11 protein-coding genes and 1 pseudogene are annotated in these 16,847 nt (G+C 67.9%); 8 read left to right on the top strand and 4 right to left on the bottom strand.

Annotated features, from left to right (window positions below; genetic code table 11):
- Positions 1-42 precede the first annotated feature (42 nt).
- The 4 genes from AC1Q5B_RS03005 (at position 43) to AC1Q5B_RS02990 (ending at position 8,244) form a co-directional block, all read left to right on the top strand.
- Entirely contained in the window at positions 43-1,398 is a 1,356-nt protein-coding gene (locus AC1Q5B_RS03005) for a dicarboxylate/amino acid:cation symporter (protein ID WP_492630249.1), read from the top strand.
- A gap of 37 nt (positions 1,399-1,435) precedes the next feature.
- The gene (locus AC1Q5B_RS03000; protein ID WP_492630248.1) at positions 1,436-4,513 is read left to right on the top strand and encodes a TonB-dependent receptor plug domain-containing protein; all 3,078 of its coding nucleotides are present in this window, start codon (positions 1,436-1,438) and stop codon (positions 4,511-4,513) included.
- Between the two features lie 25 nt (positions 4,514-4,538).
- Entirely contained in the window at positions 4,539-5,831 is a 1,293-nt protein-coding gene (locus tag AC1Q5B_RS02995; protein WP_492630247.1) for a hypothetical protein, read from the top strand.
- Positions 5,832-5,946: 115 nt separating this feature from the next.
- Positions 5,947-8,244, top strand: coding sequence for an NADP-dependent malic enzyme (locus tag AC1Q5B_RS02990; RefSeq protein ID WP_492630246.1), 2,298 nt, complete (start codon positions 5,947-5,949; stop codon positions 8,242-8,244).
- Between the two features lie 164 nt (positions 8,245-8,408).
- Here AC1Q5B_RS02990 and AC1Q5B_RS02985 read toward each other — a convergent pair whose 3' ends face one another.
- The 4 genes from AC1Q5B_RS02985 to AC1Q5B_RS02970 all read right to left on the bottom strand — a co-directional run bounded on the left by AC1Q5B_RS02985 (position 8,409) and on the right by AC1Q5B_RS02970 (position 11,706).
- The gene (locus AC1Q5B_RS02985) at positions 8,409-8,792 is read right to left on the bottom strand and encodes an STAS domain-containing protein (RefSeq protein ID WP_492630245.1); all 384 of its coding nucleotides are present in this window, start codon (positions 8,790-8,792) and stop codon (positions 8,409-8,411) included.
- 94 nt (positions 8,793-8,886) lie between these two features.
- Positions 8,887-9,273 (bottom strand): STAS domain-containing protein, encoded by a 387-nt coding sequence (locus tag AC1Q5B_RS02980; RefSeq protein ID WP_492630244.1) that lies wholly within the window; start codon positions 9,271-9,273, stop codon positions 8,887-8,889.
- Positions 9,270-9,707 carry an ATP-binding protein gene (locus tag AC1Q5B_RS02975; protein WP_492630243.1) on the bottom strand — a complete coding sequence of 146 codons (438 nt, stop codon included), beginning with the start codon at positions 9,705-9,707 and terminating at the stop codon, positions 9,270-9,272. Before AC1Q5B_RS02975 ends, AC1Q5B_RS02980 begins: the two co-directional genes overlap by 4 nt.
- Positions 9,679-11,706: a SpoIIE family protein phosphatase gene (locus tag AC1Q5B_RS02970; protein ID WP_492630242.1), complete on the bottom strand. Its 2,028-nt coding sequence runs from the start codon at positions 11,704-11,706 to the stop codon at positions 9,679-9,681. The genes AC1Q5B_RS02975 and AC1Q5B_RS02970 overlap by 29 nt, the downstream gene beginning before the upstream one ends.
- 231 nt (positions 11,707-11,937) lie before the next feature.
- On the opposite strand from AC1Q5B_RS02970, the gene aceE reads away from it, so the two are divergent.
- From aceE to AC1Q5B_RS02950, 4 genes and pseudogenes are all read left to right on the top strand, one after another.
- Entirely contained in the window at positions 11,938-14,631 is a 2,694-nt protein-coding gene (gene aceE, locus AC1Q5B_RS02965) for a pyruvate dehydrogenase (acetyl-transferring), homodimeric type (protein WP_492630241.1), read from the top strand.
- Positions 14,632-14,653: 22 nt separating this feature from the next.
- Complete coding sequence (locus AC1Q5B_RS02960) at positions 14,654-15,778, top strand: DNA glycosylase AlkZ-like family protein (protein ID WP_492630240.1); 1,125 nt, start codon at positions 14,654-14,656, stop codon at positions 15,776-15,778.
- Positions 15,739-15,966: pseudogene (locus tag AC1Q5B_RS02955) on the top strand (DUF3817 domain-containing protein); the annotation flags it as partial. The gene AC1Q5B_RS02960 and the pseudogene AC1Q5B_RS02955, both read left to right, overlap by 40 nt.
- Positions 15,967-16,057: 91 nt before the next feature.
- Entirely contained in the window at positions 16,058-16,822 is a 765-nt protein-coding gene (locus AC1Q5B_RS02950; RefSeq protein WP_492630239.1) for an HPP family protein, read from the top strand.
- Positions 16,823-16,847: the final 25 nt, after the last annotated feature.

The following is a 16,847-nucleotide window of genomic DNA, read 5'->3' as shown; positions in this document are numbered from 1 at the left end:
GCCCCGGTTCCGTGGGCGACGCCATCCGTCCCGGAGTCTCCCATGCATCTGGCCGATACCCCGTTCGTGCCGCCGCCCAAGCAGCCGCTGTACAAGCAGCTGTACTTCCAGGTGATCGTGGCGATCGTGCTGGGCGCGCTGCTGGGCCATTTCGAGCCGGCGCTGGCCGAATCGATGAAGCCGCTGGGCGACGCCTTCATCAAGCTGGTGAAGATGATCATCGCGCCGGTGATCTTCCTGACCATCGTCACCGGCATCGCCGGCATGACCCACCTGCGCACGGTGGGCCGCGTGTTCGCCAAGGCGATGGCGTACTTCCTGTTCTTCTCCACGCTGGCGCTGGTGATCGGCATGATCGTGGCGCACGTGGTGCAGCCCGGCGCCGGCATGAACATCAACCCCGCCGACCTGGACCGGTCGGCGGTCGACGACTACGTGCAGAAGTCGCACGAGCTGTCGCTGGTCGGCTTCCTGATGGACATCATCCCGAAGACGCTGGTCAGCCCGCTGGTGGGCGACAACATCCTGCAGGTGCTCTTCGTGGCCGTGCTGTTCGGCCTGTCGCTGGCGATGGTCGGCGAGAAGGGCCGGCCGGTGCTGAACCTGCTGGAGGCGCTCACCGCGCCGGTGTTCCGCCTGGTGCACATCCTGATGCGTGCCGCACCGATCGGTGCGTTCGGCGCCATCGCCTTCACCATCGGCAAGTACGGCGTGGGCATGCTGGTCAACCTGGCGTGGCTGGTGGGTTCGTTCTACATCACGTCGCTGCTGTTCGTGATCGTCGTCCTCGGCCTGGTGTCGTGGTGGTGCGGATTCTCGATCTTCCGCCTCATCCGCTACCTGAAGGCGGAACTGCTGCTGGTGCTCGGCACCTCGTCGTCCGAATCCGCGCTGCCCTCGCTGATGGAGAAGATGGAGCGCGCCGGCGCGTCGAAGTCCGTCGTCGGCCTGGTCGTGCCGACGGGCTATTCGTTCAACCTCGACGGCACCAACATCTACATGACGCTGGCCGCGCTGTTCATCGCGCAAGCCACCAATACCGAACTGAGCCTGGGCCACCAGATCATGCTGCTGCTGGTGGCGATGCTGAGTTCGAAGGGCGCCGCAGGCGTCACCGGCGCCGGTTTCATCACGCTGGCCGCCACGCTGGCCGTGGTGCCGGAAGTGCCGGTCGCGGGCATGGCGTTGATCCTGGGTATCGACCGCTTCATGAGCGAGTGCCGCTCGCTGACCAATTTCACCGGCAACGCGGTGGCCACGCTGGTGGTCGCGCGCTGGGAGAACGCGCTCGACCGCGATGCGCTGGCGCGCGCGCTGGGCGGACCGTCCGCGCCGATCGCCGCCGCGCCCGATCCGGCCGCAGGCCCGGGCGACCCGACACGACTCACGGCCGACTGACGCCGGCCAACCACGTCTTCAGAGGAGGGACTGAACGATGCATACCCCGAACCCACGCCGCGCCCCGTTGCGCAGCAGCCTGACACTGGCGTTGCTGGCGGTGATCCACGCCGCGGCGGCGCAGGACACGGCGCCACCCGCCGAGCCGGCGCCGCAGACGGCGTCCGCCGAGGAACCGACCACGCTCGGCAAGGTCACCGTGGTCGGCTCGCACATCCAGGGCGCGTCCACCACCGACGCGTTGCCGGTGATGGTGGTCGGCGCCGAACAGATCGATGCCGCCGGTGCGATCTCCGGCGACGAACTGATGCGCACCATCCCGCAGATGGGCGACGTGCTGTTCGATGCGTCCAACAACCCGCAGACCAGTAACGCGGCGCGCGGCGACGTCAACTCGGTCAACCTGCGCTCGCTCGGCGTCGGCAACACGCTGGTGCTGCTCAACGGCCGCCGGCTGGTGCAGCACCCGACCAGCCAGGGCACGTCCGACACCGGCACGGTGCCGGTGCAGAGCTTCAACTCCAACGCGATCCCGGTATCGGGCCTCGACCGCATGGAGATCCTGCTCGACGGCGCGGCCGCGATCTACGGCGCCGATGCGGTCGCCGGCGTGGTCAACACCGTGCTGCAGACCGATTTCGACGGTGTCAGCGCCAGCGCGCGCTACGGCGGTGCGGAAGGTACAGGCATGAACGAGTTCGAGCTGAACCTGTTCGCCGGCCGCAACTATGACCGCGGCAACGTGTCGGCGTTCATCAATTACACCGACCGCTCTGAGCTGATGGCGTCGGACCAGGATTTCACCGCCACCGACGACCTGCGCGCGCTGTTCGCCGGTTATCCGGACTTCGCCGGCCTGGCCGCACTCGACGGCCGCTCGTCGCACACCCCGTGGGCGCGCCTCACGGTCGGTCCGCGCGCGGTGATCCGGTCCAATGGCGTGGCGGTGACGAACACTGCTGGCGCCTTCCGCATCCAGCCGTCGAGCTTCGGTTGCGGTGTCAGCCTCGGCAATGATCTCTGCCTGGCCAGCGGCAACCACAACTTCAACACCACCAACCGCGAGATGCGCTACGACACGCGCCACGGCACCAGCGTGCGGCCGTCGGTGGAGCGCATCAACCTGTTCCTGACCGGCCATTACGATGTGAGCGACAACGTCGAGGCCTTCGGCGAGATCGGCTTCTACCGCGCGGTCAGCGAAGCCACGCAGCCGCCGGTGGTGAACCTCAACAGCCTGTGGATCCCAGCGACCAACTACTGGAATCCGTTCGGCGCGGCCACGCTGCCCGACGGCACGCCGAACCCGAACCGCCTGCCGGGCCTGACGGGCGTGCCCGCCGCCGGCCTGCCGGTGCAGATGAGCAACTACCGCTACGTCGACGCGGGTTTCCAGCGCGTGCGCGTGGAGAACTACCAGGCGCGCTTCCTCGCCGGGCTGCGCGGCGAATGGAACGGCTGGAACTGGGAAACGGCGCTGCTGTACTCCGAGGCCGAGGCCGAGGACCGCTCGCCCAACATCAACATGACGAAGCTGCAGCAACAGCTCGCCCTGGCCACGCCGGACGCATACAACCCGTTCAGCGGCGGCTGCGTGTCCACGCCGAGCTATGGCGACTGCTCGCCGAGTTCGCAGGCGGCGATCGACGGCATCGTGTTCGACCTGGTGCGCGAGTCGCGCACCACGCTGACGATGGCCGACTTCAAGATGAGCCGCGGCGACCTGTTCTCGCTGCCGGCCGGCAATGTCGGTATGGCCTTCGGTGCGGAAGCGCGCCGCGAGACCCAGCGCGACGACCGCGACGCCAACCTCGACGGCACCTACACCTTCACCGACATGGTGACCGGCGAGACCAACCTCAGCAACGTCTCGGCGGTCAGCCCGAACCCCGATACGCGCGGTTCGCGCAATGTCGGCTCGGCCTATGTCGAATTCGCGGTGCCGCTGGTATCGGAAGACATGGGCATTCCGCTGGTGCATCGCCTCGACATGCAGCTGGCGGGCCGTTACGAGCACTACTCCGATTTCGGTTCCGTCGCCAAGCCCAAGGTGGCGCTGGCGTGGGACCTGGTGGACGGCGTGCGCCTGCGCGGGTCGTATTCGGAAGGCTTCCGTGCGCCGAACCTCGAGCAGACCAATGCGACGCAGTACTCGCGCCTGGCCAGCGGCATGGACCACATCCGCTGCGAAGCCGACCTGCGCGCCGGCCGCATCGCCTCCTTCAGTGCGTGCGGGCAGAACATCGCCGGCGCGTCGCTGCTGGTGGCGGGCAACCCGGACCTGGAGCCGGAAGAGAGCACCAACACCTCGTTCGGCGTGGTGTTCCAGCCGACTTTCATCCCCGAGCGCTTCGGCAGCTTCACCTTCACCGTCGACCGCTGGAAGATCAAGCAGGAACAGATCGTCGGCCTGCTCGGCGCTCAGACCGCGCTGACGCTGGACTACCTCAACCGCGTCGATGGCGGCAGCAACCCGCTGGTGGTGCGCGAGGCGCCCACGCAGGAGGACATCGACTTCTTCGCCGGCACCGGCATCGATCCGGTGGGGCGCGTCATCGGCATCAACGACCGCTTCATCAACCTGCAGCCGCAGACGGCGGGCGGCCTGGACTTCGGCATGGACTGGTCGCTGCGGCGCACGCGCTTCGGCTCGTTCTCGGTCAACCTCAACGCGACCCGTCTGCTGGAGTTCACCCGCGATCCGGGCGACATCGTCAACGCGCTGTACGCGGCGCGCGCGGCCGGCACCATCGATCCGCTGACGCCGTTGCCGGACCCGACCCAGCTGATCGGCCAGAACGGCCGTCCGGAGTGGCGCGCCAGCGGCTCGCTGACCTGGAACAAGGCGGCGTGGCGCGTGGGCTATTCGGCGCAGTACATGAGCTCGTTCGAACAGCCGCAGTTGCTGGGCATCTCGGGGAATCCGTGGGTGGTCGACCAGCGTCTGACCCACAACCTGTACGGCCAGTACCGCTTCCCCGATGGCACCGCCGTGCGCCTGGGCGTGCGCGACCTGACCGACGAGGGCCCGTCGCTGGCCGATGGCGGTTACCGCGGTTCGCTGCACAATCCGTGGGGCCGCTACTGGTACGTCAACATCGCCCGCTCGTTCTGAGGAGGACACAGGCACGATGCGAAGGATGAGCCGCCGCTGGATCGCCACCGCGCTCGCCGTGCTGGGCGCGGCCGCCCTGCCTGCCGGGGCGGCCGAGGCCGACAGCGAGGCGAGGTTCGCAGCGGTCGCCTGTCCCGCCTCGGTCGGTGCGCAGGTCGACTGCCACGAGGCCCGCGATGCGAACGGGGCCTGGCTGCTGGTAGCGATGCCGAAGACGTGGAACCGCCGGCTCATCGTGCACGCGCATGGCGGGCCGCGGCTGGGTGCGCCGCAAGCGGGCGATTCGGCCGAAGATCTCGACCGTTTCGCGGTGATGGTGCGCAGCGGCTATGCGTGGATCGGCAGCACCTATCGCCGTGGCGGCTATGGCGTGCGCATGGCCGCAGCCGACGTGGACGTCAGCCGCCGCGTGTTCTGGTCGCGCTGGGGTCGTCCGCAACGCACGCTGCTGCACGGCCAGTCGTGGGGCGGCAACGTCGCGGCGAAGGCGGCGGAGCTGTACGCGCTCGACATCGACGGACGGCCGAACTACGACGGCGTACTGACCACCAACGGCCTGTTGTTCGGCGGTACGCAGGGGTACGGCTTCCGCGCCGACCTGCGTGCGGTCTACCAGTACTACTGCCGCAACCATCCGGCGGCCGACGAAGCGCAGTACCCGCTGTGGCAAGGGCTGCCTGCAGGCGCGAAGATGACGCGCGACGACCTGCGCAAGCGTGTGGACGCGTGCACCGGTGTCGATCGGCCGGCGTCGAAGCGCACGCCGACGCAGGCGGCGGCGCTGCGCGATATCCTCGCCGTCACCGGCGTGGCCGAGAAGCAACTGGTCGCGCACCTGGCGTGGGGCACGTTCCATTTCCAGGACATGGTGCAGAAGCGGCTCGGCGGAAGAAATCCGTTCGACAACAGCAGGACGGTGTATCGCGGCTCGCGCGACGACACCGCGCTGAATGCCGGTGTCGAGCGCTTCCGCGCCGATCCCGCCGCGCTCGCCGCGCTCGCCTACGACGCGGACCTGTCCGGCCTGATCGTGCTGCCCACCGTCACCGTGCATGCACGCCATGATCCGACCGTGTCGTACGAAGCCGAAGCCGCCTACAAGGCCACCGTCGAGGCCGCCGGCCGCGGCCACCTGCTGTTGCAGGCGTTGACCGACGAGCGCGATCACAGCCGCCTGCAGGATGCGACGTACGCCAGCGCACTGCAGGTGCTCGAACAATGGCTGGACACCGGCACACGGCCCGCGGCCACCACGTTCGCCGAGACCTGCGGCCGTGTGTCGCAGGCACGCGACGCCTGCCGTTTCATCGCGCCCTGAGCGCGTCCTGCATGACCCTGGCGTGATGCAGCGCCGCAACCGGCCGGGTCCGGCCATGGCGGGGAAGGGGTAGAATCGCCGTTCCCCCGCCTTCATCACAGGCACCGTTTCCGCAATGACGAACGACGATTTCAAGCAGGCCGCGCTGGAATACCACCGCCTGTCTCCGCCGGGCAAGATCAAGGTCGCCCCTACCAAGCCGATGCTGACCCAGCGCGACCTCGCGCTGGCGTACTCGCCGGGCGTGGCCTACGCCTGCGAGGCGATCGTCGAGGACCCCAACACCGCCAGCGAGCTGACCGCGCGCGGCAATCTCGTTGCGGTGGTCACCAACGGCACCGCGGTGCTCGGCCTGGGCAACATCGGCGCGCTGGCCGGCAAGCCGGTGATGGAAGGCAAGGGCGTGCTGTTCCAGAAGTTCGCCGGCATCGACGTGTTCGACATCGAGATCGACGAGACCGATCCGGACAAGCTGGTCGACATCATCGCCTCGCTGGAGCCGACCTTCGGCGGCATCAACCTGGAAGACATCAAGGCGCCGGAGTGCTTCATCGTCGAGCGCAAGCTGCGCGAACGGATGAAGATCCCGGTCTTCCACGACGACCAGCACGGCACGGCGATCATCGTCGGCGCGGCGGTGGTCAACGCGCTGGAAGTGATCGGCAAGAAGATCGAGGACGTGAAGCTGGCCACCAGCGGCGCCGGCGCGGCCGGCATTGCCTGCCTGGACATGCTCGTCGCCCTGGGCCTGAAGCCGGAGAACATCCTGGCCTTCGACCGCGACGGCGTGATCTACACCGGCCGTCCGCACCTGGACCCGGACAAGGCGCGCTACGCGCGCGATACCGACAAGCGCTCGCTGGCCGAGATCGTCGCTGGCGCGGACATCTTCCTCGGCCTGTCGGCGGGCGGCATCCTCAAGCCGGAGATGGTCGCCACGATGGCGGACAAGCCGGTGATCCTGGCGCTGGCCAACCCGAATCCGGAAATCTCGCCGGCCGACGCCAAGGCCGTGCGCCCGGACGTCATCATCGGCACCGGTCGCAGCGACTACCCGAACCAGGTCAACAACGCGCTCTGCTTCCCGTACATCTTCCGTGGCGCGCTGGACGTGGGCGCGACGGTCATCAACGAGGACATGAAGGTCGCCTGCGTGCACGCCATCGCCAAGCTGGCGCGGCGCGAGGCCTCCGACCTGGGCAGCGCGTACGGCGACGACGTGCCGTGCTTCGGCCCGGAATACCTGATCCCGCGCCCGTTCGACCCGCGCCTGCTGGTGGAAGTGGCGGCGGCGGTGGCGCAGGCGGCGATGGATTCGGGCGTGGCGCTGCGTCCGATCGCCGACATGTGGGCCTACCGCGAGAAACTGGGCCAGTTCGTCTACCGCACCAGCCTGATGATGAAGCCGGTCTACGACCGTGCACGCGCCGACACCAAGCGCGTGGTCTACGCCGAAGGCGAGGAGGAGACCGTGCTGCGCGCGGTGCAGACGGTGATCGACGAAGGCCTGGCGTTCCCGATCCTGATCGGCCGTCCGGACGTGATCGAGTCGCGCATCCAGCGCCTGAGCCTGCGCATGCGCGCCGGCGTCGACTTCGAGATCACCAACCAGGACGACGACCCGCGCTTCAACGACTACTGGCAGCACTACCATGCGCTGACCTCGCGCCGCGGCGTGACGCCGGCGGCGGCGAAGAACCTGATGCGCTCGCGTCCCACGCTGATCGCCGCGGTGATGGTGGCGCGTGGCGAAGCCGACGCGATGATCACCGGGCTGGTCGGCCGCTTCCACAAGAAGCTGGGCTACGTGCGCAGCGTGATCCCGCTGGACCCGGGCGTGCAGTCGACCTCGGCGATGACCGGCGTGATCAACAATCAGGGCGCGTACTTCTTCCTCGACACGCACGTGCAGGACGACCCGACCGCCGAGCAGATCGCCGAAGCGACGCTGCAGGCCGCGTACCGCCTGAAGCTGTTCGGCATCGAGCCGCGCATCGCGCTGCTGTCGCACTCGAACTTCGGCAGCCACGAGACGCCGGGTTCGATCAAGATGCGCAAGGTCCGCGAGCTGTTGCTGAAGCGCAAGCCCGACCTCAATGTCGACGGCGAGATGCAGGGCGACACCGCGTGGGACGAGGTGCTGCGCAGCCGCATGATGCCGGGCAGCACGCTGTCGGGCCGCGCGAACCTGTTCGTCATGCCCAACCTGGATGCAGCCAACATCGCCTACAACATGGTGCGCGTGGTGACCGACGGCGTGGCGATCGGCCCGATCCTGATGGGCATTTCCAAGCCGGTACACATCCTGACCACCAGCGCCACGCCACGCCGGGTGATCAACATGACCGCCATCGCCGCGGTGGATGCGCAGATCCGCCTGCAGCGCGAAGCGGAGCGCAACGGGCCGGGCTGAGCGGCGGGAGGTCCACTGGAAATGGAAAACGCCCCGCATGCGGGGCGTTTTCTTTGACTGGGTCGGTGGTTGTAGGAGCGACGTGAGTCGCGACCGAGCGAATCAAACGTCCGTGGCGCTCCAGGGCTTCCGGTCGCGACTTACGTCGCTCCTACAGAAAGCCGTCAAGCCTCATCCTCACCATCGAGGATCCGCCGCTGCAATGCGTCGAGGTAGGCATCCGCGTCGGCGCTGGACTCGAAGATCTCGTCCATCGGCACCGCCTGCACGATCTCGATGACCTTGCGGATCTGTTCCTGCGGGTGCACCACCAGCAGGCGGCCTTCGTGCGGGGCCAGCGCCTTGCGCGCCTTGAGGATGCTGCGCACGCCGGCGCTGCTGATGTAGTCCAGGTGCGCCAGGTCCAGCACCAGCGCCTGCGGGTGCGCGGCCAGCATCGGCGCCAGCGCCTCGTCGAGCTGCAGGTAGCTCTGCGTATCCAGTCGTCCGGACAGCAGCACGTACTGGTTGCCGTTGACCGGCGGGTAGACCTCAATCTCCAACGTCATCGGGCATCTCGGTGTAGCGGATCTGCCGGGTGGGGGCGCCCGGGGAGGCAGGGAGGCGAAATTGGATCGTAAATCAAATGTGAGGCGATGGGCGTCAGTCGTCGTCGGCGCCGGCTTCCAGCACGCGTCGTTGCATCAGGTCCAGGTAGGCGTCAGCCTCGGCCGTGGACGAGAAGATCTCGTTCAAAGGCACCGCCTTCACCATGTCCAACACTTTCTGGATCTGCGGTTGCGGATTGACCAGCAGCACCTTGCCGCCGTGCGGCGCGAGCGTCTTGCGTGCCTTGAAGAGGGAGCGGATGCCGGCGCTGCTGATGTATTCCAGCCCGGACAGATCCAGTACCAGCGAGTGCAGCTGCCGGGTCAGCAACGGTGCCAGCGCTTCGTCGAGGTCTTCGTAGGTGTGGGTATCGAGGCGGCCACGCAGGTCTGCGCGCTGGCTGCCCCTGCCGGGAGGGTGGAACTCGATGGCCAGGCTCATGCGGGGGTCTCCTCGGTGGGGATGCGCAGCGACAGGCGCAGGATGTTGTAGTTACCCATTCGCTGATACGAGGCCATTTCGGCCACCTGGCGCACCAGGTGCAGGCCCAGGCCGCCGGTGGGTCGGTCCAGGATGTCGGCGTCGAGGTCCGGGTCGGGTTGTTCGAGCGGGTTGAACGCGGTGCCGCTTTCGCGGAACTCGAGCGTCAGCAGGCGATCGCGGATGGCGATGTCCACGCACAGTTCGCGCTCGCCGTCCTCCAGGCCGGACGGATCGCCGTGCTCGATGGCGTTGCTCGCCAGCTCCTCGACAATGAGACGCACGTCACCCTGGATGGCACGACTGACGCCGTTGTTGGCCAGCACGGCTTCGAGCGAGGCGTTGAGATCGTCCACGCGGGCATGCTCACGCGGGATGAATAGGCGCATCTGCATCTGCGTTCTCCTGGGTAGACGGAGGTTCGGGCGAAGTGGGGGCGCTGTCCAGTCGGCGGCGGATGGCCAGGACGGTGATGTCGTCGGACTGCGGCGCGGGATCGGTAAATGCGTGAACGCGGGCGATCAGCGCCTCGCACTGCTCGCGCGCGGTGGCGCGCGGCTGCAGGGCATCGGGAATGCGCTCGGGCCCGAAGGCGAGGTTGTCTATGTCGAAGGCTTCGGTGATCCCGTCGGTCCACGCCAACAGGGTGGCGCCGGCCGGCAACTGGCCCGACCACAGCGGGAACGCATCGCCGACCTCGAAACCCAGCGGCGGACCTGGCTGCACCGGCAGTACCTCGTGGCGACCGTCCGCATGCAGCAGCAGCGGCGCATCGTGGCCGGCGCTGGCCAGTTCGCAGACGCCGGTGCGCACGTCGACGCGTCCGCACAGCACCGTGGCGAACATGCACGCGTCGTTGCCCTGCACCAGTCGCCGCGACGCTTCGGCCAGTACGCGCTCCGGCGACGGATGGGTACTGGCCGCCACTTCCAGCACGGTCACGGTGCGCGCCATGAACAGCGCCGCCGGCACGCCCTTGTCGGACACGTCACCGATGGCGAACCACAGGCGGTCGGCATCGGTCTGGATGAAGCAATAGAAATCGCCGCCGACCGCCTTGGCCGGCTCCAGCCGCGCATACGCCTCCAAGTGCGCGTGTTCGCGATCGATCACGCGGCCGGGCGGCAGCATCGCCTGCTGGATCTCGCGTGCGATCGACAGTTCGCTTTCCAGCTTCTGCCGGGACGCGGTCATCTCCTCGATCTCGCGCAACTGCTGCCGGATCGAGCCGCGCGCATGTTCCAGCGTGCGCGCCAACTGGCCGACCTCGTCGCGCCGGCCGACGTGCGGCACAGGGGTTCCGTAGTCGCCCTGCGCCAGCCGCCCGGCCGAAGCGGACAGGATCTCCACCGGCTGGCTGATGCGGCGCGCCAGCCCGCCCACCACCAGCATGCAGGTCAGAGCAAGCAATGCGCCGATCGCGGCCAGCAGCCACAGTGCCTGCGCCAGCCGTTCGGTGACCAGGTCGTACGACTGGGCCACCAGCAGCGTCCAGCCGGTGTCGCCGATGGGCTCGACCACCGTATAGCGGCGTTCGCCGCTGACCGCGTCTTCGTGCACGTACTGCAGGGCGCTGCGCATGCGCACCGCCTGTGCGGCTTCGCGCAGGTCGGTGCGCCGGGCGCGGACGATGTAGTCGTCCAGCGTCTCGCGGCGCTCCACGCCGACCTCCGGATTCAGCGCGAGCGTGCCGGCCGGGGCCACCAGCGACACCCGCCAGCCCGGCAGGTGGGACAGCGATTCCACCGGATCGGTCAGGCTGGCCAGCGGCAGGTCCAGACTGACCATGCCGCGCGTGCGTGCACCGCGGCCCGGTTCGCGCAGCGGCATGTTGTAGGTGACCATCCACACGTCGCCGGCGGTGCGGTTGAGGTAGGGCTCGGACCACCAGCCGGCCGGCGACGCCACGGTGCGCTGGTACCAGCCCTGGTCGCGGAAGGAATAGCCGTCGGCCACGAAATCGCGGTCGCCGCCGTTCCGCACCACATAGCGCGCGAACGCCGTATCGCCGCGCTCGCGCGGTTCGAGGACCAGCAGCCCGCCCGTGCAACCCGGCGTGGCCTTCACCATCGCGCGCAGCGTGGAGGCGAGTTCGTCCGACGACAGCTGCGTGTTGGCCACCAGGTCGGCCATGCCCAGGGTGGTGATGGTGACCACGTGCATGGCGGCGTCGAGGCGCTGCGCGGCTTCCTGCGCGGTGGCCTGCGTGTCGCGACGTGCATCCTCCAGGATCATCCGGCGTGCGAACCACGCCGTCGCGACTACCAGCAGCGCCAGCAGCACCACGTTGACCAGGCCCGCCCACAGCGCGATACGTGTGCGCAGGCTGCTGCGCCAGTGCGCGGCACCGGCATCCCTTGCTGGCACGACTGCGTTGGGCACTGCATTGCGCATGCCGACCCCGATCGTCGCCTTCCCCCGGACCGCGATCATACGACGGCACGGCGTGCTGCATTGCAATAGCGAAAAGGTCTGACTTTGGTGTTGTCAGTGTCCCGGGACAGGCACGCGGTGTCCCGTCCATACGCCTGCGTAGCCAGGTCCCGCGCGGGGTGCGTGCGTTACACTTCAACGCTCTACAAGAACGGCAATGCCGCGCCCACGCGCGGCGCAACAGGAGCGGGAATGAACTGGTTGAACGACATGTTGCAGAGCGATCCGGATCCGCAGGAATCCCGCGAATGGATCGATTCCATGCAGGCGGTGATCGAGAAGAACGGCGCCCTGCGTGCTCACCAGTTGCTCGAAGGCATGGTCGAAGTCACCCGCCGTGCCGGTGCCTACCTGCCGTTCTCGCCCACCACCGAATACGTCAACACCATCGCGCCGCAGAACGAGGCCAAGAGCCCCGGTGACGCCGCGCTGGAATGGCGCATCCGTTCCATCATCCGCTGGAACGCGATGGCCACCGTCGTGCGCGCCAACCGCAAGCCCGGCGACCTGGGCGGCCACATCGCCAGCTTCGCTTCCGGCGCGACGCTCTACGACGTCGGCTTCAACCACTTCTGGCGCGCGCCGAGCGACAGCCATCCGGGCGACCTGCTGTTCATCCAGGGCCACAGCGCGCCGGGCATCTACGCGCGCTCGTTCCTTGAAGGCCGCATCAGCGAGCAGCAGCTCGACAACTTCCGCATGGAAGTCGACGGCCAGGGCATTTCGTCCTACCCGCACCCGTGGCTGATGCCGGACTACTGGCAGACCCCGACCGTGTCCATGGGCCTGGGCCCGCTGGCGGCGATCTACCAGGCGCAGTTCATGAAGTACCTGGAGCATCGCGGCCTGATCGAGAAGTCCGACCGCAAGGTGTGGTGCTTCATCGGCGACGGCGAGAGCGACGAGCCGGAAACCCTCGGCGCGATCGCGCTGGCCGGCCGCGAGGGCCTGGACAACCTGATCTTCGTCGTCAACTGCAACCTGCAGCGCCTGGACGGCCCGGTGCGCGGCAACGGCAAGATCATCCAGGAACTGGAAGGCGTGTTCCGCGGCGGCGGCTGGAACGTCATCAAGCTGCTGTGGGGCAGCTACTGGGATCCGCTCCTCGCGCGCGACACCAGCGGCATGCTGAAGAAGCTGATGATGGAAACCGTCGACGGCGAGTACCAGAACTGCAAGGCGTTCGGCGGCAAGTACACGCGCGACAACTTCTTCGGCAAGTACCCGGAGACGGCGGCCATGGTCGCCAACCTGTCCGACGACGACATCTGGCGCCTCAACCGCGGCGGCCACGATCCGCACAAGGTCTACGCGGCCTACCACGAGGCGGTGAACACCAAGGGCATGCCCACGGTGATCCTGGCCAAGACGGTGAAGGGTTACGGCATGGGTTCGGCGGGCGAATCGCTCAACCCGACCCACCAGACCAAGAAGCTGGACGACGAAGCCATCCGCACGTTCCGCGACCGCTTCAACATCCCGGTCAGCGACAAGCAGCTGGAAGAGTCGGCGCAGGTGCCGTTCTATCACCCGGGCGAGGATTCACCGGAGATCCAGTACCTGAAGTCGCGCCGCGCCGCGCTCGGCGGCTACCTGCCGCAGCGTCGCCGCAAGGCCAGCGAGTCGTTCGAGACGCCCAAGCTGGAAGCCTTCGACCGCCTGCTCAAGAGCACCGGCGACCGCGAGATCTCGACGACGATGGCGTTCGTGCAGGGCCTGAACATCGCGCTGCGCGACAAGCAGGTCGGTCCGCGCCTGGTGCCGATCGTCGCCGACGAAGCGCGCACGTTCGGCATGGAAGGCATGTTCCGCCAGATCGGCATCTATGCGCCGTTCGGCCAGAAGTACAAGCCGGTCGACGCCGACCAGCTGATGTACTACCGCGAAGACCAGTCCGGCCAGGTGCTGCAGCAGGGCATCAGCGAGCCGGGTGCGATGTCGTCGTGGATGGCGGCGGGCACCAGCTATTCGGTCAGCAACGTACCGATGCTGCCGTTCTACATCTACTACTCCATGTTCGGCTTCCAGCGCATCGGCGACATCGCCTGGCAGGCGGCGGACATGCGCACGCGCGGCTTCCTGCTGGGCGGCACCGCGGGCCGCACGACGCTCAACGGCGAGGGCCTGCAGCACGAGGACGGCTTCAGCCACGTGGTGGCCGGCGGCATCCCCAACGTGCGCAGCTACGACCCGACCTTCGGTTTCGAAGTCGCGGTGGTCCTGCAGCACGGCATGCAGAAGATGCTGCAGGAGCAGGTGGACGAGTACTACTACGTCACCCTGATGAACGAGAACTACACCCACCCGGACATGCCGGCAGGCGCGGCCGAGGGCATCATCAAGGGCATGTACCTGCTGACCGATGCCGGCAAGCCGAAGAAAGGCGAGTTGCGCGTGCAGCTGCTGGGCAGCGGCACCATCCTGCGCGAGGCGATCGCGGCGGCCGAGCTGCTGGACAAGGATTTCGGCGTCACCGCCGACATCTGGTCGTGCCCGAGCTTCAACGAGCTGCGTCGCGACGGTTTCGACGCGGAGCGCTGGAACCGCCTGAACCCGGAAGCGAAGACGCCGCGCAAGGCGTACGTGACGGAGCTGCTGGAAGGCCGCCAGGGTCCGGTGATCGCCGCGACCGACTACGTGCGCGCCTACTCCGACCAGATCCGTGCCTTCGTGCCGGCGTCGTACACGGTGCTGGGCACGGACGGCTTCGGCCGCAGCGACACCCGCGCCAACCTGCGTCGCCACTTCGAGGTGGACCGCTACTACATCGCCCACGCCGCCATCGCCGCGCTGGCGAAGGAAGGCAAGATGACCGGCAAGGACGTCGCCCGCGCGATCAAGCAGTACAAGATCGACGTGGACAAGGCGAACCCGGTCACCGTGTGACCGCGGTCGCGGGCTGCACGGCATGGCGCTCACAGGGGATCACCTGCGCCGCTATGCCGTCGCCCGCAGCCTGTTCAAGCCGACCACCCTGCCGCGGGCGATCCAGCGGCTGGGGTTCGTGCAGGCGGACCCGATCCGTGCGCCGGCACGCGCGCAGGACCTGACGCTGCGCCATCGCGTCGCCGGCTATCGCGCCGGCGACCTGGAGCGGCGGTATCCGCGCCTTCCGCTGGAAGAAGACTTCTTCGTCAACTACGGCTTCCTGCCGCGCGAGCATCACCAGCTGATGCATCCGCGCACCGCACGCGAGGCGTGGACGCCCGCGCGCTGGAAGCAGGCGCAGGCGGTGCTGGCGTTCGTCAGCGCGCGCGGCAGTGCGCATCCGCGCGAGGTGGATGCGCACTTCGGGCATGGCAAGACGACCAACTGGTTCGGTGGCTCGTCGAACGCGAGTACGCAGCTGCTGGATGGCATGCATTACCGCGGGCTGCTGCGGGTCGCGCGTCGCGAAGGCGGCACGCGGGTCTATGCGCCGCGCATCGGCGACGCGACGCCGGTCGCGATGTTCGATGCGGAAGCGCGACTGGACGCACTGCTCGACATCATCGTGCGCAAGTACGCGCCGTTGCCGGCGGCGAGCCTGGGCCAGTTGCTGGGTTACTTGCGCAGCGGCGTACCGCAATGGACCGACCTGCGCGCGGCGGCGCTGAAGCGTGCGCGCCAGCGCTTGGGCACGGCGCGGGTCGATGGCGTGGACTGGTACTGGCCGGCCGAGGAGGATCCACGCTCCCGCCGCTGGAAGCCGGACGACCAAGTGCGCCTGCTGACGCCGTTCGACCCGGTGGTGTGGGACCGGCGACGGTTCGAACTATTCTGGGGCTGGACGTATCGCTTCGAGGCGTACACGCCAGCACCGAAGCGAAAGCTGGGGTATTACGCACTACCGGTGCTGTGGGGTGACCGGGTGATCGGGTGGGCGAATCTGAGTGTGGTCGGTGGGGAATTGCGGTCGACGTTTGGATATGTTGATGTGCGTGGGCCGCGGGATGTCGCTTTTCGTGCTGGGCTTGAGGCGGAGCTGGGGCGGGTGATGACTTTCTTGAGCCGTTCCTCAAGTACGGGCCGGTGGGTAACGAACTGGGCGTGAAGATCTTCGGGCCGCTGCATGGCGGCGCCTTCCTGTTCTACGTCGTTGTCACCGTGCTGTCGGTCCTGCGCTTGCGCTGGCCGTGGTGGGCCACGCTGCTGGCGCTGACCGCCGCCGTGCCGCCGCTGGTGACCGTGCCGCTGGAAATGTGGTTCCGCCGGATCGGATTGCTCAGCGCACGCGCCTGATGTTCGGAAGCGGCGGGCCGAGGCCCGCCCTACGACGGACGGACGCGTGTCCCTCGCATAGACTGCGGCGCTCTTCCCTGCGTGTCCGCCCATGAGTACGCCCTCCCGCCTGACCGAGTTGCGCCTGCTGCTGGGCATCGAGCGCAACACCACCCGCCACGGCGAGAAGTGGATCTCCGGCCTCGGCGCGCTGCTCGGCATCGTGGCGGTCTACTGGCTGGCCCGCTGCACGTTCCCCCAACACGCGGCCGGTGCCGTCGGCGGCGCGCTGATGGTCACCTCGATGGGCGCGTCCGCCGTGCTGCTGTTCGCCGTGCCACAGGGTGCGCTGTCGCAGCCGTGGGCCGTGGTGGGCGGCCACCTGTTGTCCGCGATCATTGGCGTGAGCTGCCAGAAACTGTTTCCCGGCCACGCCTGGACCGCCGCCCTCGCGGTCGGGCTGGCGGTGCTGGGCATGTACTATCTGCGCTGCATCCATCCACCCGGCGGCGCCACCGCGTTGGCGGCGGTGATCGGTGGCCCGGACGTACATGCCCTCGGCTATCACTACGTGCTGATGCCGATCCTGATCAACGTCGTGGCGATCTTGGCGATGGCCGTCGCCTTCAATGCGCTGTTCCAGTGGCGCCGCTATCCCGCGCACCTGCACAAGCGCCGCCAGCCGATTCCCGCCACGCGACCGGCCGCGCGCCAGTTCGAACTGACGCAGGAGGATTTCTCCGCGGCGATGGAGCAGCTCAACTCCTACGTCGACATCACCACCGAGAACCTCACCGAGCTACTGAAACTCGCCAAGCAGCACGCCGAGAAGAATCACCCATCCCGATGCCATCGTCCACGGACGCTTCTACAGTAACGGAAAACTCGGACGCCTGTGGAGC

The sequence above is a fragment of the Pseudoxanthomonas sp. GW835-FHT14C01 genome (assembly GCF_058793715.1).
Note: the sequence above shows the minus strand (reverse complement) of the source record. Positions and strands in the feature narration are given on the sequence as shown.